Genomic DNA, 19,998 nt, shown 5'->3' on the forward strand with positions numbered 1-19,998 from the left:
ATTATTTTTCTGCGCGTCCCACGAGGCCCAGCATGCATATCAAACTCGCCAACCCCCGTGGCTTCTGCGCCGGGGTGGACCGTGCGATTGAAATCGTCAATCGCGCTCTGGAAGTATTCGGTCCGCCTATCTATGTTCGCCACGAAGTGGTGCACAACAAATTTGTCGTTGAAGACTTGCGCTCCCGTGGCGCGATCTTTGTCGAAGAACTGGATCAGGTGCCGGACGACGTCATCGTAATCTTCAGTGCCCACGGGGTTTCCCAGGCCGTGCGGACAGAGGCCGCCGGGCGTGGTCTCAAGGTGTTCGATGCGACCTGCCCGCTGGTCACCAAGGTGCATATCGAAGTGGCGCGCTACAGCCGTGACGGCCGTGAGTGCATCCTGATTGGTCATGCCGGTCACCCGGAAGTCGAAGGCACTATGGGCCAGTACGACGCCAGCAATGGCGGCGCGATCTACCTGGTCGAAGATGAAAAGGATGTCGCTAACCTGCAGGTCAAAGACCCGGAAAAACTGGCCTTTGTAACCCAGACGACCTTGTCGATGGACGACACCAGCCGAGTGATCGACGCCCTGCGTTCGCGCTTCCCGGCCATTGGCGGGCCACGCAAGGATGATATCTGCTACGCCACGCAGAACCGTCAGGACGCGGTCAAGCAACTGGCCGACGAGTGCGATGTGGTGTTGGTGGTGGGCAGCCCGAACAGCTCGAACTCCAATCGCCTGCGTGAACTGGCTGAGCGCATGCAGACCCCCGCCTACCTGATCGACGGTGCCGAAGACCTGCAAAAAAGCTGGTTCGACGGCGTGAAGAGCATCGGTATTACTGCTGGTGCATCGGCCCCGGAGGTACTGGTACGGGGTGTGATCCAGCAATTGCATGCATGGGGTGCAACCGGTGCCGATGAGCTGGCCGGCCGTGAAGAGAATGTTACGTTCTCCATGCCCAAAGAGTTGCGTGTTCGCGCCATCACCTAAGCGTGCCTGCATAACGCCTGTGCGGTTTTATCGCTGCGCAGGCTGATGCGCCCGCTCTTTGCCAGCACCACTTGATAGTGGCTCTGTGCAGTCCTTGTCTGACAAACATGCAGTGTGCCTGCTTGAAAAGCACCCCCAATCAGCTGTGGTTCGCCCAGCGGGTTGAACCGCACATACTGTTTGACCGGTGCATTGCCCGCAATGGGTATGCGTCCACTGCCCTGTGATTCGACCAGCACCGGGTTGCTCTTGTCCAGATGGCCTTGGCCGCTCACGTCCAGAATCGTCCGCCAGCCTCGGCTCCAGTTATTTTCGCGTGGATAAACCACTACAAATTGCTGGCGCAGCAGTGCTTGGGCGCGGGCGTTGCGCAGGCTGCTGGCCAGTTGTTCGGCAGCGACCTGGCGCTGTTGATGCTCGATAAGGGTGTTATAGGCCGGGCTGGCAAATCGGGCCGTAATCGCCACGATCATCAGCGTCAGCAGCAGCTGGGTCAAACTCATGCCACGTTGATGCACCTTGTCCTCCCTGGACCTTGCAGGTGTGTTTTCTCGGTATAGCTGAGCCTGGCACTAGAGGTTTCAGGCAATGGTTTCATCATGTTTTCTGACGCTTAACTGCTCACGAAGCCAGGTGAAAAATCGGTTCGGCTTGCTTGGCTTCGTCCTACCTTGCAGCGCCGTGGAGGAGGCTAGGCTTTTATCTGGGCGGCACAGGGCGTGCCGTCGACTTTTCTGATATGGACGATTCGGATGCCTCGATTAGATAAAAGCCGGCAACACGGGATGAGCCTGATCGAAGTGCTTATCGCGCTGTTGATTCTGTTTATCAGCCTGTTGGGCTCTGCCGGTATGCAACTCAGTGCCTTGAAACACACGGCCAGCGCGCTGATAACTACCCAGGACAGTTTTATTGCCTACAGCCGGCAGGAACAGGTCCGCGCGCAGACGGGTTCATCATGAGCGGTCCGCGTTCAGGTTTTGGCCTGATTGAACTGATGGTGGCCCTGGCCCTGGGGATGCTGGTGGTACTGGGCATGACGCAGTTGTTTGCAAGCAGTCGCGAGGCTTATCTGGGCCAGCAGTCATCGGCCATGCTGCAAGAGGATGCGCGCTATGTGCTGAGCAAACTGGCTCGGGAGATTCGTATGGCGGGCATGCTGGGCTGTTTGTCTGCCGATCATATTGTTGATGCGCCTGCGGCGTTCAAGACCCCGGTTTCCTGGCAAGGGGGGGTGTTGCGCATGATCAGTTCGGACGGGGGGCTGCAGTCTGCCAAGCCAGATTGGACAGTGGTTTCGGACTGCACAACCGTCGCCAGGGCCTACCCGGGGGCAAGGTCGAGCCTGGCGCCGGGTGAAACGGCGTTCCCCCTGCGTGAGTTGTTTTACCGTTTTGAACAGGGGCAGTTGAAGGTCGGGCCCAATAAAGCGGTGCTGCTCGACAACGTGGCGGCATTTGACGTGAGCTTTGGCGTGGCTGATTCGGTAAGTGCGCACTCTGTGCTGCGTTATGAGCGTCACCTGGCCAAGGGGAGCCGACTGCGCAGCATCCGTATAGGCCTGATATTGCGCGACCGAGCAGGGCGGGCCAAAGACCAGGCCTATCAGCTGGAAGTCGCCTTGCGTAACCGCCTGGCTTAGGGGGTGCCTATGCCTGTGTCATTGAAGTGCCAGCGCGGCATGGCACTGCTGGTCAGCCTGGTAGGCATGGTACTGCTCGGCCTGATCGGGATGGCGGCGATGGTCAGTGCGACGCAACAGGAAAAAATGGCAGCTGGCATTCAGCACGCCAACCACTCATTTGAGGCGGCGGAAGCGGCGCTTGGCAGCGGCGAGGCGTGGCTTCACAGCGCATGGGCCAGGCTTTTGCCCTGCGCTTCGCCTGCAAGCTGCAACCCGCCCCTGGAAGCACGCACCCAGGCGGTGGCGGGCATTGATCCGGTATCCCGTGTGCTTTGGGTCAGCGTTGCGGATGGGTTATATGGCGTCCAGAACCTTGGCCCAAGCATTACCCCGGCCCATTTACCGGCGACCACCACAACGGGTTTGTATCGAGTGACCGGCATTGGCTGGCAGGGGCAATCACGCACGGTGCTGGAAAGTATTTATGCGCGTTATCAAGGGGCAGATAACGCTTCGCAAGCGACTGGTACCCACGTTTTTCAACGGGTCATGTGGCGGCAGCTGCAATAGGAAACACCCAATGTATCGACCTGCAGCAGGTTTTACCCTGATCGAACTGATGATCGTTGTGGTGATCATCGGTATCCTTGGTGCATTCGTTTATCCGTTGTATGGCGATTATGTGAAGCGGGCCTATCGCTCTCAAATCATCGTCCTGATGATGGAGCAAGCCCAAAGTCTTGAGCGCTTTTACACCAGGAACGCGGTATATAGCGGTGTGAAAGGCCTCAGTTCAGGTAATCAGCACTACCACATAAGTGCAGAGCTTACCGATCACGGCTACTGGCTGGAGGCGACCCCAGGCAAGGTTCGGCAATGGCTGGGGATCCGTGCGGGAGTATCAGGCTGGCCCACACCGGTATGGCAGCAATAACCCAGGCCGCCCCTGGCCTGACACTGCAGCAGTGTTGGGGGCGCTAACGATTGATTTTGAATGACGGGCTGGATTAACAGATGGCTAGGCAGCAACGGGTGGTGATTGTCGGGGGCGGGGTAATTGGCCTGCTGACTGCGTTTAATCTGGCTGCGGATGTAGAGCAGGTGATTGTGCTGGAACGTGGTGGGGCAGGGCAGGAGTCCTCCTGGGCGGGCGGAGGTATTGTTTCGCCGCTTTATCCGTGGCGCTACAACCGTGCCGTTACGGCACTGGCGCATTGGTCACAGGACTTTTACCCGCAATTGGCCAAGCGTTTGTTTGCCTCGACAGGGATTGATCCTGAAGTACACACCACCGGGCTGTACTGGCTGGATCTGGACGATGAGGCCCAGGCGCTGGAGTGGGCCGGGCGTGAAGGGCGACCACTGGCTGCGGTCGATATGTCGGCCGTTCATGATGCTGTGCCCGTGCTGGGCAGCGGCTATGCGCACGCAATTTATATGGCCAATGTGGCCAATGTGCGCAACCCGCGGCTGGTCAAATCACTGAAGGCTGCGTTGCAGGCCATGCCGAATGTCACTGTGCATGAACAGTGCGAGGTGCTCGGGTTTGTGCGCGAGGGCGACAGGGTATGTGGGGTCAATACGGCCCGGGGTGAGATTCGCGGCGATGAGGTGGTGTTGTCGGCGGGTGCCTGGAGCGGCGAATTGTTGGGCGGGCTGGGGCTGGAGTTGCCTGTGGAACCGGTCAAGGGCCAGATGATCCTGTACAAGTGCGCGGCTGACTTTTTGTCGTGCATGGTGTTGGCAAAAGGGCGTTATGCCATTCCGCGTCGCGACGGTCATATCCTGATCGGCAGCACGCTGGAGCATGAAGGCTTTGATAAGACCCCGACCCTCACGGCCCTTGAGAGCCTCAAGGCTTCGGCAGTCGAATTGATCCCGGCATTGGCCGATGCGCAAGTGGTGGGGCACTGGGCCGGGCTACGGCCGGGCTCTCCCGAAGGCATTCCGTATATTGGCCGGGTAGCGGGCTTTGACGGCTTGTGGCTTAACTGCGGGCATTACCGCAACGGGCTGGTGCTGGCGCCGGCGTCCTGCCAGTTATTTGCAGACTTGCTGCTGGGGCGTGAACCGATTATCGACCCGGCGCCTTATGCGCCAGAGGGGCGGGTCTGATCATTGGTAAACAAAAAATCCATGTAGATACTCTGTTGCAGGTCAAGCCCAGCCAAAAGCCCCTCACCCTAGCCCTCTCCCGGAGGGAGAGGGGACTGACTGCACGTGGCCTCAAAATTTCCACAGATCAGCTCCCTCTCCCTCCGGGAGAGGGTTGGGGTGAGGGGCTTTCAGCCATCACTTTTTCCCCAGATGGTAGCTGCCTCGTTCCTTCTGCAGCTGCTACGAGTATTTCGTGTAGTGGCGAATTGGGCTTAACGCCTTGGCTTTGGTCCTTGCTCCAGATGCTGCTGGGTGCAATACCACTCCTGCTGCTGGCTCAGGGCGCGGTCACGGGGCAGGTGCACGCCACAGTGGGCGCAGCGCACCATTGGCTGAGCGCCCGGGTCGACCGGTTTTTTGCTCTCGGCCATGCCGGCCTTGTATTTGCGCCACAGCCAAACACCCGCAGCAATCAGCGCAGCCCAGATCAGTAAACGAAGCATGGTTATTCGCTATTCGAGAAAAGATGCACCAGTTTAGCCAAGGACCTGGCAGGCGCACAGCGGCAAATCAAACATAAAAAAAGAGCCCCGCAGGGCTCTTTTTTCAGGCGCTGAACAATCAGTCGAACAGGCCCAGGGTCATGTAGCTGAACCACGAACGGCTTTTGCCGGGTGCCTCTGGCTCTTCGATGATGTTGCCATCGGCATCTTTTGGCTTCAGCTCGGCCGGGATTGCATCCTTGGCATCCTGATACTGCTTCTGGATGTCCATGTTTGCACGGGTTTCACCCGGTGGCAGCGGCGTGCTGGATTCGATCAGGCCCAGGGTGGCCTTACTCAGCCACGAGCGGTTATCCGAGTCGGAAACCTGCGGCACAAACTGGCCGTCTACCAGGCTCGGGTGGTCTGGGTAGTTGGTCTTGAGCACTTCAAGGCTGGTGCTGGCCAGCTGGTCGAGGTGCATGCGCTGGTAAGCCTCGACCATCACCGCCAGGCCGTCGCCGACCGAAGGGGTTTCCTGGAAGTTTTCGACCACATAGCGACCACGGTTGGCGGCGGCAACATAAGCCTGACGGGTCAGGTAGTAATCGGCTACGTGGATCTCATACGCGGCCAGCAGGTTGCGCAGGTAAATCATGCGCTGCTTGGCGTCGGGTGCGTAGCGGCTGTTGGGGAAGCGGCTGGTGAGCTGGGCGAACTCGTTGTAGGAGTCGCGTGCAGCGCCCGGGTCACGCTTGGTCATGTCCAGCGGCAGGAAGCGCGCCAGCAGGCCCACGTCCTGGTCAAACGAAGTCAGGCCCTTGAGGTAATAGGCGTAATCAACGTTGGGGTGCTGTGGATGCAGGCGGATAAACCGTTCGGCAGCCGACTTGGCCGCTTCGGGCTCGGAGTTCTTGTAGTAGGCATAAATCAGTTCAAGCTGGGCCTGGTCGGCGTAGCGCCCGAACGGGTAGCGTGACTCCAGAGCCTTGAGTTTGGCGGTAGCACTGGTATAGCTGTGGTTGTCCAGGTCGGCCTGTGCCTGCTGGTACAGCTCCACTTCGCTGAGGTTTTCGTCAACGACTTCTTTAGTCGACGAGCAAGCGGCGGTCAGTGCGAGGATGGCGATCAGCAGCAGGTGTCTCACTTGCATGGCGGCTTGCGTCCCTATGACGGCCGCTGTCTTGGGCGGGTCCGTCCTGTTATGATGAGTGCCCCGTGAAAAGCCTCGGGGCAAAAGACGCCGTATTTAACCACAAGCGCGCAGCCGAAACCAAAGGCTTGGCGCGGTCCTGATGAGCATGTCCGAGAAAATTCAACTTCGCGAAGAGGTGCCGTCCGAACTGGGTGGCCAACGCCTCGATCAAGTCGCCGCACAATTATTCGCTGAGCACTCGCGCTCGCGCCTTTCCGCCTGGATCAAAGACGGCCGCCTGACTGTGGACGGAGCCGTCATACGCCCCCGTGACATCGTACACGGCGGTGCCATCCTGGAGCTGACTGCAGAGCAGGAAGCCCAGGGTGAGTGGATCGCTGAAGACATCCCCCTGGACATCGTCTACGAAGACGATGACATCCTGGTCATCAACAAGCCTGCGGGCCTGGTGGTGCACCCGGCTGCGGGGCATGCCAGCGGTACTTTGCTCAACGCCTTGCTGCATCACGTACCGGACATTATCAATGTGCCGCGTGCGGGGATTGTGCACCGCCTGGACAAAGACACCACCGGTCTGATGGTGGTCGCCAAGACCATCCAGGCGCAGACGCAACTGGTTACACAGTTGCAGAGCCGCAGTGTCAGCCGTATCTATGAGTGCATCGTTATCGGTGTCGTCACCGCCGGGGGCAAGATCGACGCGCCCATCGGCCGTCACGGCCAGCAGCGCCAGCGCATGGCGGTAATGGAAGGCGGCAAGCAGGCGGTCAGTCATTACCGTGTGCTTGAGCGCTTCCGTTCCCACACCCATGTGCGGGTCAAGCTGGAAACCGGGCGCACGCACCAGATTCGTGTGCATATGTCTCACATCAACTTCCCGTTGGTCGGAGACCCTGCCTACGGCGGTCGCTTCCGTATTCCGCCGTCTGCCAGCGTGACGATGGTCGAGTCCCTGAAAAACTTCCCGCGTCAGGCGCTCCATGCCCGTTTCCTCGAGCTGGATCATCCGACGACCGGTAAGCGCATGAGCTGGGAATCGCCTCTGCCAGACGACTTTGTCTGGTTGTTGACCCTGCTCAAGCAAGACCGTGAGGCATTTATCGGGTGAATACCTTCCTGATTCCTGACTGGCCTGCGCCGGCAGGCATCAGGGCCTGTGTGACCACCCGTGCGGGCGGCGTCAGTGTGGCGCCGTTCGACAGCTTCAACCTGGGCGACCATGTGGGCGACGATCCAGTTGCCGTTGCACATAATCGCCAACGCCTTACCCATATTTTTGACGTACAGCCCGCCTGGCTTAGTCAGGTTCACGGGGTTGTGGTCGCACCTGCCAATCCCGAACTGATTGTCGAAGCTGACGCCAGCTGGACTGCAACTCCTGGAATTGCCTGCACGGCAATGACGGCGGATTGCTTGCCTGCGCTGTTTTGCGACCGTGCCGGTACCCGTGTGGCGGCCGCCCATGCCGGCTGGCGCGGGCTGGCGGCAGGCGTACTTGAAGCCGCAGCGCAAAGCCTCAATGTAGAGCCCCGGGAGATTCTTGTGTGGCTTGGCCCGGCCATTGGCCCCAAGGCGTTTGAGGTCGGGGGCGAGGTGCGGGAGGTTTTTATCAACGACCTGCCCCAGGCTGAAGCCGCCTTTGTGCCCAGCATCAATGCCGGGCGTTATATGGCTGATATCTATGAGCTGGCGCGTCTGCGCCTGGCCCGTTTCGGTATCACGGCTGTGTACGGTGGCGGTTTTTGTACCGTGACCGACCCGCGTTTCTTCTCCTATCGGCGCAGCCCCAATACTGGCCGTTTCGCATCACTGGTCTGGATCGAAAGACCGTCCAGCTGATCCAGGTCATTCGACCAACGCTTGAAACTCTCGTAATCGCCCGCATCTACTATGGTATCTGGCAGGTTTCTTCATTCAGGAGTTTCCATCCCTCCGGCCTGCTCATAAGGAAGGTGACGAATGCGTATAGATAGATTAACCAGCAAGTTGCAATTGGCGTTGTCCGATGCCCAGTCATTGGCCGTTGGCCTCGATCATCCGGCGATCGAGCCCGCGCACTTGATGCAGGCATTGCTGGAACAGCAGGGCGGTTCGATCAAGCCGCTGCTGATGCAAGTCGGTTTCGATGTAAACAGCCTGCGTAAAGAGCTGACCAAAGAGCTGGATCAACTGCCAAAAATCCAGAACCCGACTGGCGACGTGAATATGTCGCAGGATCTGGCGCGTCTGTTGAACCAGGCAGACCGCCTGGCGCAGCAAAAGGGCGATCAGTACATCACCAGCGAAGTGGTATTGCTGGCCGCGATGGACGACAACAGCAAGCTGGGCAAGTTGTTGCTGGGCCAGGGCGTGAGCAAGAAAGCCCTGGAAAACGCCATCAACAACCTGCGTGGCGGCGAAGCGGTCAATGACCCCAACGTTGAAGAGTCGCGCCAGGCGCTGGACAAGTACACCATTGACCTGACCAAGCGCGCCGAAGAAGGCAAGCTCGACCCGGTTATCGGTCGTGACGATGAAATTCGTCGCACCATCCAGGTCCTGCAGCGCCGTACCAAAAACAACCCGGTACTGATCGGTGAGCCTGGCGTGGGTAAAACCGCGATTGCCGAAGGTCTGGCACAACGGATCATCAACGGCGAAGTGCCTGACGGTCTTAAAGGCAAACGCCTGCTGTCGCTGGACATCGGTGCGTTGATTGCCGGTGCCAAGTTCCGCGGTGAATTTGAAGAGCGTCTGAAAGCGGTGCTCAACGAGCTGTCGAAACAGGAAGGCCAGGTCATCCTGTTTATCGACGAATTGCACGTCATGGTCGGCGCCGGTAAAGGCGAGGGCGCAATGGATGCGGGCAATATGCTCAAGCCTGCATTGGCTCGCGGTGAGTTGCACTGCGTGGGTGCGACCACGCTCAACGAGTACCGCCAATACATCGAGAAGGACGCCGCACTTGAGCGTCGCTTCCAGAAAGTACTGGTGGACGAGCCGAGCGAAGAAGACACCATCGCGATCCTGCGTGGCCTCAAAGAGCGTTATGAGGTTCACCACAAGGTGGCGATTACCGACGGCGCGATCATTGCCGCGGTCAAGCTCAGCCATCGTTACATCACTGACCGGCAGTTGCCTGACAAGGCGATTGACCTGATGGACGAAGCGGCCAGCCGCATCCGCATGGAGATCGACTCCAAGCCTGAGGTACTGGACCGTCTTGAACGTCGCTTGATTCAACTTAAAGTTGAAGCCCAGGCGCTGAAGAAAGAAGAAGACGAGGCAGCGAAAAAACGCCTCGAGAAATTGCAGGAAGAAATCGAGCGTCACGAGCGTGAATACTCGGACCTGGAAGAAATCTGGACCTCGGAAAAAGCCGAAGTGCAGGGTTCTGCCCAGATCCAGCAAAAAATCGAGCAGGCGCGCCAGGAGCTTGAAGTGGCCCGCCGCAGCGGCAACCTCAACCGCATGGCCGAGTTGCAGTACGGGATCATCCCTGATCTGGAACGCAGCCTGCAGATGGTCGACGAGCACAGCGAAAAAACTGAGAACCAGTTGTTGCGCAGCAAGGTGACCGAAGAGGAAATCGCTGAAGTGGTATCGAAGTGGACGGGTATTCCGGTCTCCAAGATGCTCGAAGGCGAACGCGACAAGCTGATGAAAATGGAAAGCCTGTTGCATGAGCGCGTGATCGGTCAGGACGAGGCGGTTGTGGCGGTGTCCAACGCCGTGCGCCGTTCCCGTGCCGGCCTGAGTGACCCGAACCGGCCAAGCGGCTCGTTCATGTTCCTCGGCCCGACCGGTGTGGGTAAAACCGAGTTGTGCAAGGCGCTGGCCGAGTTCCTCTTTGATACTGAAGAGGCGATGGTGCGGATCGATATGTCCGAGTTTATGGAGAAACATTCCGTGGCTCGACTGATTGGTGCGCCACCCGGCTATGTGGGTTACGAGGAAGGCGGTTACCTGACCGAAGCGGTACGGCGCAAGCCTTACTCGGTGATCCTGCTGGATGAGGTCGAGAAGGCTCACCCGGACGTGTTCAACGTGTTGCTGCAAGTGCTGGAAGACGGTCGCCTGACGGACAGCCATGGTCGCACCGTAGACTTCCGCAACACGGTGATCGTGATGACCTCCAACCTGGGCTCTGCACAGATCCAGGAGCTGGTGGGCGATCGCGAAGCGCAACGTGCAGCGGTGATGGATGCGGTCAGCACCCACTTCCGTCCGGAGTTTGTGAACCGGATCGACGAAGTGGTGATCTTCGAGCCTCTGGCCCGTGATCAGATTGCCGGCATCGCCGAGATCCAGTTGGGTCGTCTGCGCAGCCGTCTGGCGGAACGTGACCTGAGCCTTGAGCTGAACCAGGATGCTCTGGACAAGCTGATTGCGGTGGGTTACGACCCGGTTTATGGCGCACGCCCTCTGAAACGGGCGATCCAGCGCTGGATCGAAAACCCGCTGGCGCAACTGATCCTGTCCGGTCAGTTCTTGCCAGGCACCACCGTGACAGCCAGCGTGAAGGACGACGAAATCGTCTTCGCATAAGGTTTGAAACCGGTGTTTTGAGAGAGGCCTCGCTTTGCGAGGCCTTTTTTTTCTAGGGTGTTGATCTGTAAGGAAAACGCTTGTAATATGCGCCCCGCAGCAAGCAACCCGGAACGGCAACTTGGCCCAAACCGAGACGCCCGCTAGAAGCGCTAAGTAATTGTCTTCTAACGAAAAATAAGGGTTGACAAGGCTTCTAAAGCTTGTAGAATAGCCGACCTCAGAGACGCCAACGCAGCGATGCGTAGAACTCGAAGAGTGTTGCAAAGCAGTAAGGCAACAACGTTACAAATTGAAATATGTAGTTCCGCGATAGCTCAGTTGGTAGAGCAAATGACTGTTAATCATTGGGTCCCTGGTTCGAGTCCAGGTCGTGGAGCCATTTTCAAGCCGGGGTATAGCGCAGTCCGGTAGCGCGCCTGCTTTGGGAGCAGGATGTCAGGAGTTCGAATCCCCTTACCCCGACCATTTTTGGGTCGTTAGCTCAGTTGGTAGAGCAGTTGGCTTTTAACCAATTGGTCGTAGGTTCGAATCCCACACGACCCACCATTTTTGGCTCCAGTTCGCTGGGGTTAGATCTTAAGATCAGAGGCCAAAAGCACTGATCGAGGAAGGCGCCTCTTGAAGGTGCTTTTTTTTACCGGGGTATAGCGCAGTCCGGTAGCGCGCCTGCTTTGGGAGCAGGATGTCAGGAGTTCGAATCCCCTTACCCCGACCATTTTCTGCCCGGCAGTAATGGGTGTAGAAAATAAGGCGCTGATGCCAGTCGCATCAGAGGCCATAAAAGAGCGTCCGCAGGGACGCTTTTTTATTTATGTTTTAATTGAAGCATGTAGTTCCGCGATAGCTCAGTTGGTAGAGCAAATGACTGTTAATCATTGGGTCCCTGGTTCGAGTCCAGGTCGTGGAGCCATTTTCAATGCAGTTTTGGGTCGTTAGCTCAGTTGGTAGAGCAGTTGGCTTTTAACCAATTGGTCGTAGGTTCGAATCCCACACGACCCACCATGTTCGGCTCCAGTAGCCATAAAAAAAGCGTCCATTGGACGCTTTTTTTATGCCTGCAATAAACGCAGCCCTGTCGCTGCATAGGTGCCGCAACAACTACAAACACGCGTAGCAGCTGCCGAGGAACGAAGGCTGCGTCCGGCGGCGGAGCCGTCGCAGCGTCGAGTACCGCGGTGTGCCTGTTAAAGTCAAATCTCAGGCTTTACGACGGCTACGCCGCCGGACGCAGCCTCGTTCCTCGGCAGCTGCTACGAGGTTTTTGCTTCAGCTTGGGTTTGCAGCCTTGTCATCCGCGTCCTGAAGATCCTGCAGCGCGGCCGAATACTGATCCGCTTCTGCCTTGGGCACCATCTGCCATGATGGCTTGCGCAGCGCATAGAAGATAAACGGCGGTACACCTGCCACGATCAACCCCAGCAACAAGATCCCCGCATATTCGAAAAACGGCATGCTGCTGAAGCTGTTGGGCGGTATAAAGCCGAAAATCAGTGCCACGCAGGTCGAAAACAACCCCAGATAGCACCAGCCGTGCAGCCCCTTGAGTACATAGCCACGTTTTACATTGGGTTGTGTTTTGCGCAACTTCATGGCCGCCATAAACATAAAGACGTAAATGATCAGGTACATCAGTGCTGCCATCGCACTGATCATCCAGAAGGCATCGGATACGTTGTCGAGAAAGATGTAAATCGTCGACAGCAAGGTGACGATAATGGCCTGTAAATACAGAATGTTTTTTTGCACGCCTTTTTTGTTCACTTCCTGCATCACCGGAGGCAGCATCCCGGCCTTGCCGACAAACAGCAAGCCGGTAGACGGCCCGGCAGTCCAGGCCAGTACGCCGCCCAGTGCGCCGATAATCAGCAAGATGGCCATGATCGGGGTGGCCCACGGCATGTCGAAACCCTGGAAGAACGCCGCGTAAGCCTGGATAACCCCGGCGGTGAGGCTGGTTGAGTCCGCAGGCACCACCAGCGAAATCGCCACGGTAGGCGGGATAAACACCAGCAGGATCATAAAGAAGGCCAGCAGAATCGCCCGGGGCATTTCCTTTTGCGGGTTACGCAGTTCGCGGGCGTGAATGGCGTTCATTTCGATACCGGCAAACGCCAGGAAGTTACTCACAATCAGGACCAGCCCGGTGATGGCGCCAGTAAATTCCTGCCAGAAGTCCGGGTGCAGGTTGCGCGAGCCGGATTTGACCGTGGAGTGAGTATCGAAAATGGCCGGGATCAGGGCGTCCCAGGTCAGTGGCGTTGCCGATTTATGCCCCAGCACCAGCCAGGCCACGCCAAGCAAAACCAGAAGTGCGGCGGGCAATGCGGTGCCCAGCAGCATGAACCATGACGTCAGTTTCGACAGTGCGGTCAGCCCGTTCAGTGCCACAAAGGTCGATAACCAGTACAACACGATGATGACAGCAGCAGTAAATACCCCGCTTTTGGCCAGCTCCGGGTTGATCAGGTACGCCATCGTGCTGGCGCCAAACCCGAGCACGATGGGGTACCAGACCACCACTTGTACCCACATGAACCACATGATGAAAAAGCCCGGGCGATCGCCATAGGCTTGCCGGACCCAGCCATAAATCCCGCCGTTCCAGCCTGTGCCCAGTTCAGAGGCGACCAGGGAGACCGGAATGAAAAACAGCAGTGCCGGGATGACATAGAGAAACACTGAACCCAGGCCATAGACGGCCATGCTGGGCAACGAACGAATACTGGCAACAGCGGCAACCATCATGAAGCAGATGGTCAGCCAGGACATGTAGGTTTTAGCTTTGCTGGTGGTAGCCATAAATATTCCGCCCCCTTACGCGAATTCGTGCAGCAGGCTCAGATTGAGCGTGCGGCTCAGGTATTCAGCGGCCAGTTGGCCGCGAACGCTGTTACCGGCCACATCCAGTGGTGGGGCAAAGGCGGCGATGGCGCACACGCCCGGAACCACAGCCAGAATCCCGCCGCCGACCCCGCTTTTACCCGGCAAGCCGACTTTGTAGTACCAGTCCCCCGTGGTGTCATACAGGCCATTCAAGGTCATTTCGGAGAGGATTGGCGCCACGTTCCTGGCCTGCACCGCGCGTTTTCCGGTAATCGGATTGACGCCGCCATTGGCCAGGGTTGCCCCCATGATCACCAGGTCATGGCAGGTGATCGCCACGGAACATTGGCGGGTGTAGACGGCACACACCTCCATCGGGTCGGCGTGCATATAGCCGTAACTCTGCAGCAGCCAGGCAATGCCGCGGTTGTGCTGGTTGGTCTTGGCTTCGGATTGATACACCTCGTCGTTGACTGTCAGGCCGCGCCCGGCGAAGAGGTTGTAGGTCGCCTGGATCTGGTCCCAGCGGGCTTGCGCCGTGTCGGCCTCAAGCAAGCTGACGGTGGCCATCGCCCCAGCGTTGACGAATGGGTTGAGCGGTCGGCCCTTGTGCAATTCCAGGGCAATTACCGAGTTGAACGGCTCGCCGGTAGGGTCGCAACCGATCTTGCTGCGCAAGGCTTCAGGCCCCACTTCATCGAGCACATGGGCGAGGGTGAATACCTTGGAAATCGACTCGATGGCGAAGGCATATTCGGTATCGCCCACCTCGGCATGGGTGCCGTCGCAGAACATGATGCTGATGCCGAACAGATGGGATGGCACTGAGGCCAGGTAAGGAATGTAGCTGGCATTCTTGCCGTGCTGGTTGCTGGCAAACCGTTGCAGGGCTTGGTCCAGCGCCTGTTTTACCGTGGTGTCGACGGTCGTGGGTCTTTGCTTCATCGTGCTCGCTCCGTGAGTACTTTCAAGATCCGAGACTATAGATCGGAAAATGCACGATGGTCGGAAATCGGACAGCAGACCTCAAATGCTTGTCTATGCTGGCTGGGCCGAAGTTGAGCCAGAGTGACCAGGGCGGGCTCACAGGTTGACCACTACTCAAGGAGAGTTCATATGGCACTGCACCGTATCAAGCGCAACAAGGACGTCGATCCCGTATTTGGTTCTTCTGCGCTGGCTCATGCCGCTGCGATCAAGCTGTTCCCCGAGGCTGAGCAAGCGCCAGGGGAGGTTTATCAGCTGGTCCACGATGAGTTGTATCTGGATGGCAACTCCCGGCAGAACCTGGCGACTTTTTGCCAGACCTGGGAAGAGGACGAGGTCCACAAACTGATGGACCTGTCGATCGACAAAAACATGATCGACAAGGATGAGTACCCCCAGTCTGCGGAACTGGAAAACCGCTGTATTCATATGCTGGCGGACTTATGGCATTCGCCAGCGGCGGCCACCACCATCGGTACTTCCACGGTCGGTTCCAGCGAAGCCTGCATGTTGGGTGGCCTGGCTGCCTTGTGGCGCTGGCGTGCGGTACGCAAGGCGGCAGGCAAGCCGACAACTGCCCCGAATATGGTGTGCGGCCCGGTACAGGTGTGCTGGCACAAATTTGCCCGCTACTGGGACGTAGAAATTCGTGAAGTGCCGATGTCTGAAGGGCATTGGTTTATGACGCCTGAAGACATGCTGGAGCGGGTCGATGAAAACACCATCGTGGTGGTGCCGACCTTTGGCCAGACGTTCACCGGGCTGTATGAAACCGTAAAGCCGTTATCCGATGCCCTGGATGATTTGCAAAAAAGCACCGGGCTGAACGTTGACCTGCACGTCGACGGCGCAAGTGGCGCGATGCTGGCGCCGTTTTGTGCGCCGGATATTCTTTGGGATTTTCGCGTGCCGCGGGTCAAGTCCATCAGTACCTCCGGGCACAAGTTCGGCCTGGCGCCACTGGGCGCAGGCTGGGTAGTGTGGCGCGACGAGAAGGAGTTGCCTGAAGGGCTGGTGTTCCATGTGAATTATCTGGGGGGCGACATGCCGACGTTCGCCCTGAATTTTTCACGCCCGGCCGGGCAGATCATCTCGCAGTACTACAACTTCTTGCGCCTTGGGCGTGAAGGTTATGAGCGTATTCATTCCGCCTGCTACCAGACGGCGCAGTTTCTCGCGGCTGAGCTGGTCAAGGTCGGACCGTTCGAGATGCTCTATAACGGTGATCCGCAGTTAGGCATTCCGGCGTTGACCTGGCGTCTGAAGCCGGGGGCGAAAACTTCTTACTCGCTGTATGACCTGGCAGATCGGTTGCGTACCCGTGGTTGGCTGGTGCCCGCGTACAGCTTGCCGGCAAATGTCGAGAACGTCGTGGTGCAGCGGATTTTGGTGAAGCAGGGTATGTCGATCGACATGGCCAAGTTGCTGCTGGAGGATTTTGTGCGTGCGGTGCAATTCTTTGACGAGCATCAGCCCCACGGCTTTAAAGGCCGTGAAGCCGAGGCGGGGAATCACGCGGGGCGTTAACCCGCCCCGCAATTCTAGGGTGCGCTGCAAGCCGCTTTCGTAGCAGTTGCCGAGCTTGCGAGGCTACGTCCGATAGCGAAGCAATCGTAAACACTGAGTGCAGGGTGTAACTGACGCTCCGTAGTGCTTGATTTTACGACTGCTACGCAGCCGGACGCAGCCTCGCAGGCTCGGCAGCGGCTACAAGCGCCACGGTATTAATGCAGTTTCAGGCGCGGCTCGGTGCCGCGTCCGATTCTGCTGCCCAGCATCAGCATCAAGGTGCGGAAGGTGCCGTACAGTGCCATTTGGTGCATGCGGTACAGCGAGATGTAAAACATCCGCGCCAACCAGCCTTCCAGCATGACCGTACCCATCAGGCTGCCCATCAAGTTACCCACAGCCGAAAAGCTCGACAGGGAAATCAGCGAGCCATAATCGCGGTAGGTGTAGTCCGGCAGCTGAGTTTTGCCTTCAATGCGCAATTTCAGCGACTTGGCCAGCAACGACGCCTGCTGGTGAGCGGCCTGGGCGCGAGGCGGCACCAGCTTGTCGGTGCCTGGCTGCGGGCAGGCGGCGCAATCGCCAAAGGCAAAAATATTGTCGTCACGGGTGGTTTGCAGGGTAGGGCGGACCACCAACTGGTTGATGCGGTTGGTTTCCAGGCCCGCGATGTCCTTGAGAAATCCTGGCGCACGAATCCCCGCAGCCCAAACCTTCAAACTCGCAGGAATCACCTGACCATCTTTGGTGATCAAGCTGTCAGCTGTGACTTCGCTGACGGCGGAGTTGGTCAGCACTGTGACCCCGAGCTTCTCCAGGGTTTTATGCACAGGCCCGCCAATACGGTCCGGCAGGGCAGGCAGTACCTGTGGGCCCGCTTCGATCAGGGTGATATGCATGTTTTCCGGTTTGATCCGGTCCAGGCCGTAGGCTGCCAGTTCGTGGGCGGCATTGTGCAGTTCGGCTGCCAGCTCGACCCCGGTTGCGCCTGCACCGACAATGGCCACGCTGATCTGTTCGAGCGTATCGCTTTGCCCGGCGTGGGCACGCAGGTAGTGATTGAGCAGTTGCTGGTGAAATTTCTCGGCCTGCTTGCGGGTATCGAGGAACAGGCAGTGTTCGGCCGCGCCCAGGGTGCCGAAGTCATTGGTGGTACTGCCCACCGCAATCACCAGGGTGTCGTAAGCCAGCTCGCGGGCAGGCACCAGTTCCTCGCCGTTTTCGTCGAGGGTTGCCGACAATGAGATCTTTTTCAGTTCACGATCCAGCCCGCTCATGCGGCCCAGCTGGAATTGAAAGTGATTCCATTTGGCCTGGGCGACATAGTTGAGCTCGTCTTCCGATGAGTTCAGCGAACCGGCAGCGACTTCATGCAGCAGCGGTTTCCAGATATGGGTCAGGTTGGCATCGACCAGCGTGACGCTGGCCTTGCCGCGCTTGCCCAGAGTCTTGCCCAGGCGGGTCGCCAACTCCAGGCCGCCGGCGCCGCCGCCGACGATAACAATACGATGGGTCATGGGTATCACTCACAAGGCTTGAAAAGAATTCTGTGCCTGAGGGGGCCTGGGCGAGCGCAATGCAGCTCATAGCGCCAGGTAACTCAGGAGGCGGCTCAAAAGGCCCATGCCGATGACCGCGATCACCACAATGGCAAGGAGCAGCCAGGGCCTGAAAGGCCGGCGCTCAACCTGGTTTTGTGGCAGTTGAAGGTACTCTTCGACACGCTTCAGATCATCGGGGTTCAGACGGCTGGGCATATTTTTGGCCTCGTCAAATAGACGTTGCAGGGTGTGTAAAAGCTACAGCATTGATCAACCTGGATGAAAAGAAGCATAGCCGTGCGGCCCCAGCGGCTCGACCCGCAGTTCGTCGTCTAGACGAATGATCCCGCTTTCGATTACCCGTGCCGTGATCCCGCCGTGGCCGCGTACCGCCTGGAACGTCCCGCGGCCAAGGCGCTGTTCCAGGCGCGCGCAGGGCTGGCACCAGCCGGTGGTTTCGAGGATGGCCTGGCCAACCCTGAAGCGCCGGCCTTTGAGGCTGAACAGGTTAATCCCGCTGACCACCAGATTACGCCGCAAGTCCTGCGCCAGGATCGGCTGATCCGCAGTGCGCCCCAGCAGCGAGTTGATGACGGCCAGATGTTCCCATTGTATCAGGGTCACCTGGCGGGCATTACGGGCGCCGGGCCGGGCATGATCGCCGGTCAGTCCGGCTTCGCGGCGGGCTTCTACCGCGTCCAGTTCGAGCATGTCTGCCCGGGACTCGGGGCGTACGCCAATCCAGCGCACGCGGCCGGTTTGCGGGACTTCGGCCATAAGTTCCTGCAGCGGGCTCACAGGCTGATGCCCACATCAAAAATAATGCTGCGCCCCAGGTTGTTGCGCAAAAAGTCCGGTGCGTCCGGCTGGGCAAACAGCACCCGGGCAAAGGTCGGGCCTACCAGCGACAGCGAACGCCAGCCCTGGCGCAAATATTCAGTAGGCGGCGGAAAGTGGCTGTTAAGGTCCAGCACTTCGCGCTTGAGGCTGGAAAACGCAATGATATCCAGCTGCCCCAGGTCGATATCACGCTCTTTGTAGTTGGTGGCTTTTTTATGCAGGGTCGGCCCCAGCCGCTGCAACAGCTTGCTCGCCGGAATCCGTTTGGGCCGGGCTTCGCGCCTGACCAGTTGGCTCAGGGAATAGGCACTGCGCCTGCGCTGCAGTTCTGCACGCCATTCATCGTTCAGGCGTCGGCCTTCATCGAGCACAAAGAACACTTCAAAGCGTGCGTCGCCGAACAGCACGTCAGGAGGTTCCTGGCCCGCCTGCAGGAAATCTTCACTGTGGTAGGGGATATTGAGGCCTTGCAGCAGGCGCTGGCAGACCCAACGCTCACGCTCCCATTTGCGGGCATTGGATAAAAAGGCATTGGCTTGCTCGGCCTGGATGGTGAGCAGGCGTAGATAATCTGAGTCGTCCATGCACGCAGCTTAGCCTTGAAACAGGTGTTACTGAAAGTCCGGGTGTAGACTCAGGCACATCCACCAGGGAGGGTTGAGCGGTGTGTTTTGAACAGGCAGGGCAAGGCAGATGATCAGTACGCAGGTGTTATCCACACAAACGCTGGTGATCGGCTGGCTGATCTATGTTCCCGTTGTGCTGTGGGCCATCTGGCGCACGCCCTGGGTTGAGCTGTTTAGCGACACACGGCGCCAGCACCTGTTGTTTGGCACGGTGTTCGGGCTGTTTTTGCTGTGGCTGGTACGGCGCGACTTTGAGGGCGGGGTGTCGTATCACTTTATTGGCCTGACAGTGGTCACGTTGCTCCTCGACTGGCCACTGGCGGTTGTCGGTGCGCTTTTGGCGCAAGTGGGGCTGGTGCTGCTGGGGCGTCAGGAACTGGCCGCGATGGGGGTCAATGGCGTGCTGCTGATTCTGTTGCCAATCGCCGTGACCGAAGGCTGTGCGCGCATGGTCGAGCGGGCGCAGCCGCGCAATCCCTTTGTGTATATCTTTTGTTCGGGTTTTTTTGCCGCAGCGTTGGCGGCGTTGCTGTGTATCGGGGCGGTGCTTGGGGTGTTGTGGCTGGACGGGTTGTTCGTGATGCCGTTCTGGCTGGAGGACTTTGTCGGTTATCTGTGGCTGATCATCTTTCCCGAGGCGTTTATCAACGGGATGCTGGTTACCGCACTGGTGGTGTTCTGCCCCGAGTGGCTTGAGACCTTCAACCGCACTCGCTACCTGGCGGCACCGTGGAAGGATGATGGCCCCGAATAAATGGCCTTGCCCTGTGGGAGCCGGGCTTGCCCGCGATGGTATCGCTGCG

General features: G+C 58.5%; 20 protein-coding genes and 6 tRNA genes. 17 read left to right on the forward strand and 9 right to left on the reverse strand.

Translation table 11 applies throughout. The features are described 5' to 3' along the window. The first annotated feature begins 32 nt into the window (after positions 1–32). Positions 33–980, forward strand: coding sequence for a 4-hydroxy-3-methylbut-2-enyl diphosphate reductase (gene ispH / locus BFC21_RS22230; protein WP_016779425.1), 948 nt, complete (start codon positions 33–35; stop codon positions 978–980). On the opposite strand, the gene BFC21_RS22235 is transcribed toward ispH, so the two are convergent. Then, complete coding sequence (locus BFC21_RS22235) at positions 977–1,483, reverse strand: GspH/FimT family protein (protein WP_088378941.1); 507 nt, start codon at positions 1,481–1,483, stop codon at positions 977–979. The genes ispH and BFC21_RS22235 overlap by 4 nt on opposite strands. Positions 1,484–1,732: 249 nt before the next feature. Between BFC21_RS22235 and pilV the strand changes: the two genes are divergently transcribed. From pilV to thiO, 5 genes are all read left to right on the forward strand, one after another. After that, complete coding sequence (gene pilV, locus BFC21_RS22240) at positions 1,733–1,942, forward strand: type IV pilus modification protein PilV (protein WP_088378942.1); 210 nt, start codon at positions 1,733–1,735, stop codon at positions 1,940–1,942. Continuing rightward, the gene (locus BFC21_RS22245) at positions 1,939–2,622 is read left to right on the forward strand and encodes a PilW family protein (RefSeq protein WP_120266489.1); all 684 of its coding nucleotides are present in this window, start codon (positions 1,939–1,941) and stop codon (positions 2,620–2,622) included. Before pilV ends, BFC21_RS22245 begins: the two co-directional genes overlap by 4 nt. Positions 2,623–2,631: 9 nt before the next feature. Next, entirely contained in the window at positions 2,632–3,174 is a 543-nt protein-coding gene (locus BFC21_RS22250) for a PilX N-terminal domain-containing pilus assembly protein (protein WP_120266490.1), read from the forward strand. A gap of 10 nt (positions 3,175–3,184) precedes the next feature. After that, positions 3,185–3,538 carry a type IV pilin protein gene (locus BFC21_RS22255; protein ID WP_256557596.1) on the forward strand — a complete coding sequence of 118 codons (354 nt, stop codon included), beginning with the start codon at positions 3,185–3,187 and terminating at the stop codon, positions 3,536–3,538. A gap of 80 nt (positions 3,539–3,618) precedes the next feature. Further along, complete coding sequence (gene thiO, locus BFC21_RS22260; RefSeq protein ID WP_088378946.1) at positions 3,619–4,719, forward strand: glycine oxidase ThiO; 1,101 nt, start codon at positions 3,619–3,621, stop codon at positions 4,717–4,719. Positions 4,720–4,973: 254 nt separating this feature from the next. Here the strand turns inward: thiO and BFC21_RS22265 are convergent, their stop codons facing one another. Further along, positions 4,974–5,204, reverse strand: coding sequence for a PP0621 family protein (locus tag BFC21_RS22265; protein WP_088378947.1), 231 nt, complete (start codon positions 5,202–5,204; stop codon positions 4,974–4,976). A gap of 118 nt (positions 5,205–5,322) precedes the next feature. Beyond that, positions 5,323–6,336 (reverse strand): outer membrane protein assembly factor BamD, encoded by a 1,014-nt coding sequence (locus BFC21_RS22270; RefSeq protein ID WP_016779433.1) that lies wholly within the window; start codon positions 6,334–6,336, stop codon positions 5,323–5,325. Between the two features lie 148 nt (positions 6,337–6,484). On the opposite strand from BFC21_RS22270, the gene rluD reads away from it, so the two are divergent. The 9 genes from rluD (at position 6,485) to BFC21_RS22315 (ending at position 11,871) form a co-directional block, all read left to right on the forward strand. After that, positions 6,485–7,447: a 23S rRNA pseudouridine(1911/1915/1917) synthase RluD gene (rluD, locus tag BFC21_RS22275; protein ID WP_029611231.1), complete on the forward strand. Its 963-nt coding sequence runs from the start codon at positions 6,485–6,487 to the stop codon at positions 7,445–7,447. Then, entirely contained in the window at positions 7,444–8,178 is a 735-nt protein-coding gene (gene pgeF / locus BFC21_RS22280; protein ID WP_120266491.1) for a peptidoglycan editing factor PgeF, read from the forward strand. The genes rluD and pgeF overlap by 4 nt, the downstream gene beginning before the upstream one ends. 120 nt (positions 8,179–8,298) lie before the next feature. Next, complete coding sequence (gene clpB / locus BFC21_RS22285; protein ID WP_016779436.1) at positions 8,299–10,866, forward strand: ATP-dependent chaperone ClpB; 2,568 nt, start codon at positions 8,299–8,301, stop codon at positions 10,864–10,866. A 306-nt stretch (positions 10,867–11,172) separates the two neighbouring features. Continuing rightward, positions 11,173–11,248 (forward strand) — tRNA-Asn (locus BFC21_RS22290). Positions 11,249–11,257: 9 nt separating this feature from the next. Next, a tRNA-Pro gene (locus BFC21_RS22295) sits at positions 11,258–11,334 on the forward strand. A gap of 5 nt (positions 11,335–11,339) precedes the next feature. After that, positions 11,340–11,415, forward strand: a tRNA-Lys gene (locus BFC21_RS22300). 92 nt (positions 11,416–11,507) lie between these two features. Then, positions 11,508–11,584 (forward strand) — tRNA-Pro (locus BFC21_RS22305). A 119-nt stretch (positions 11,585–11,703) separates the two neighbouring features. Next, positions 11,704–11,779, forward strand: a tRNA-Asn gene (locus tag BFC21_RS22310). Positions 11,780–11,795: 16 nt separating this feature from the next. Further along, positions 11,796–11,871: transfer RNA gene (locus BFC21_RS22315), tRNA-Lys, on the forward strand. A gap of 264 nt (positions 11,872–12,135) precedes the next feature. Here BFC21_RS22315 and BFC21_RS22320 read toward each other — a convergent pair. Beyond that, complete coding sequence (locus tag BFC21_RS22320) at positions 12,136–13,668, reverse strand: amino acid permease (protein WP_083369771.1); 1,533 nt, start codon at positions 13,666–13,668, stop codon at positions 12,136–12,138. 15 nt (positions 13,669–13,683) lie between these two features. Continuing rightward, complete coding sequence (glsA, locus tag BFC21_RS22325) at positions 13,684–14,637, reverse strand: glutaminase A (RefSeq protein WP_088378949.1); 954 nt, start codon at positions 14,635–14,637, stop codon at positions 13,684–13,686. A gap of 171 nt (positions 14,638–14,808) precedes the next feature. On the opposite strand from glsA, the gene BFC21_RS22330 reads away from it, so the two are divergent. Beyond that, a complete protein-coding gene (locus BFC21_RS22330) occupies positions 14,809–16,206 on the forward strand; it encodes a glutamate decarboxylase (RefSeq protein ID WP_088378950.1) in 1,398 nt (465 codons plus the stop codon). Between the two features lie 197 nt (positions 16,207–16,403). Here BFC21_RS22330 and BFC21_RS22335 read toward each other — a convergent pair whose 3' ends face one another. From BFC21_RS22335 to BFC21_RS22350, 4 genes are all read right to left on the reverse strand, one after another. Continuing rightward, positions 16,404–17,705, reverse strand: coding sequence for an NAD(P)/FAD-dependent oxidoreductase (locus BFC21_RS22335; protein WP_088378951.1), 1,302 nt, complete (start codon positions 17,703–17,705; stop codon positions 16,404–16,406). Positions 17,706–17,771: 66 nt separating this feature from the next. After that, positions 17,772–17,945: a DUF3094 family protein gene (locus BFC21_RS22340; RefSeq protein WP_088378952.1), complete on the reverse strand. Its 174-nt coding sequence runs from the start codon at positions 17,943–17,945 to the stop codon at positions 17,772–17,774. Positions 17,946–17,999: 54 nt separating this feature from the next. Continuing rightward, positions 18,000–18,527: an MOSC domain-containing protein gene (locus tag BFC21_RS22345; RefSeq protein WP_086795850.1), complete on the reverse strand. Its 528-nt coding sequence runs from the start codon at positions 18,525–18,527 to the stop codon at positions 18,000–18,002. Continuing rightward, positions 18,524–19,153 carry a DUF1780 domain-containing protein gene (locus tag BFC21_RS22350; RefSeq protein ID WP_088378953.1) on the reverse strand — a complete coding sequence of 210 codons (630 nt, stop codon included), beginning with the start codon at positions 19,151–19,153 and terminating at the stop codon, positions 18,524–18,526. Before BFC21_RS22350 ends, BFC21_RS22345 begins: the two co-directional genes overlap by 4 nt. Before the next feature lie 109 nt (positions 19,154–19,262). Here BFC21_RS22350 and BFC21_RS22355 point away from each other — a divergent pair, with 109 nt between their 5' ends. Further along, a complete protein-coding gene (locus tag BFC21_RS22355; RefSeq protein WP_088378954.1) occupies positions 19,263–19,949 on the forward strand; it encodes an energy-coupling factor ABC transporter permease in 687 nt (228 codons plus the stop codon). Positions 19,950–19,998: the final 49 nt, after the last annotated feature.

Source organism: Pseudomonas sp. TMW 2.1634, assembly GCF_001703595.1.
Lineage (GTDB): Bacteria > Pseudomonadota > Gammaproteobacteria > Pseudomonadales > Pseudomonadaceae > Aquipseudomonas > Aquipseudomonas fragi.

Bases quoted from the DNA above. Each gene is read 5' to 3' on its own strand.
- ispH (WP_016779425.1), top strand. From the start codon at position 33: ATGCATATCAAACTCGCCAACCCCCGTGGCTTCTGCGCCGGGGTGGAC.
- BFC21_RS22235 (WP_088378941.1), bottom strand. From the start codon at position 1,483: ATGAGTTTGACCCAGCTGCTGCTGACGCTGATGATCGTGGCGATTACG.
- pilV (WP_088378942.1), top strand. From the start codon at position 1,733: ATGCCTCGATTAGATAAAAGCCGGCAACACGGGATGAGCCTGATCGAA.
- BFC21_RS22245 (WP_120266489.1), top strand. From the start codon at position 1,939: ATGAGCGGTCCGCGTTCAGGTTTTGGCCTGATTGAACTGATGGTGGCC.
- BFC21_RS22250 (WP_120266490.1), top strand. From the start codon at position 2,632: ATGCCTGTGTCATTGAAGTGCCAGCGCGGCATGGCACTGCTGGTCAGC.
- BFC21_RS22255 (WP_256557596.1), top strand. From the start codon at position 3,185: ATGTATCGACCTGCAGCAGGTTTTACCCTGATCGAACTGATGATCGTT.
- thiO (WP_088378946.1), top strand. From the start codon at position 3,619: ATGGCTAGGCAGCAACGGGTGGTGATTGTCGGGGGCGGGGTAATTGGC.
- BFC21_RS22265 (WP_088378947.1), bottom strand. From the start codon at position 5,204: ATGCTTCGTTTACTGATCTGGGCTGCGCTGATTGCTGCGGGTGTTTGG.
- BFC21_RS22270 (WP_016779433.1), bottom strand. From the start codon at position 6,336: ATGCAAGTGAGACACCTGCTGCTGATCGCCATCCTCGCACTGACCGCC.
- rluD (WP_029611231.1), top strand. From the start codon at position 6,485: ATGTCCGAGAAAATTCAACTTCGCGAAGAGGTGCCGTCCGAACTGGGT.
- clpB (WP_016779436.1), top strand. From the start codon at position 8,299: ATGCGTATAGATAGATTAACCAGCAAGTTGCAATTGGCGTTGTCCGAT.
- BFC21_RS22320 (WP_083369771.1), bottom strand. From the start codon at position 13,668: ATGGCTACCACCAGCAAAGCTAAAACCTACATGTCCTGGCTGACCATC.
- glsA (WP_088378949.1), bottom strand. From the start codon at position 14,637: ATGAAGCAAAGACCCACGACCGTCGACACCACGGTAAAACAGGCGCTG.
- BFC21_RS22330 (WP_088378950.1), top strand. From the start codon at position 14,809: ATGGCACTGCACCGTATCAAGCGCAACAAGGACGTCGATCCCGTATTT.
- BFC21_RS22335 (WP_088378951.1), bottom strand. From the start codon at position 17,705: ATGACCCATCGTATTGTTATCGTCGGCGGCGGCGCCGGCGGCCTGGAG.
- BFC21_RS22340 (WP_088378952.1), bottom strand. From the start codon at position 17,945: ATGCCCAGCCGTCTGAACCCCGATGATCTGAAGCGTGTCGAAGAGTAC.
- BFC21_RS22350 (WP_088378953.1), bottom strand. From the start codon at position 19,153: ATGGACGACTCAGATTATCTACGCCTGCTCACCATCCAGGCCGAGCAA.
- BFC21_RS22355 (WP_088378954.1), top strand. From the start codon at position 19,263: ATGATCAGTACGCAGGTGTTATCCACACAAACGCTGGTGATCGGCTGG.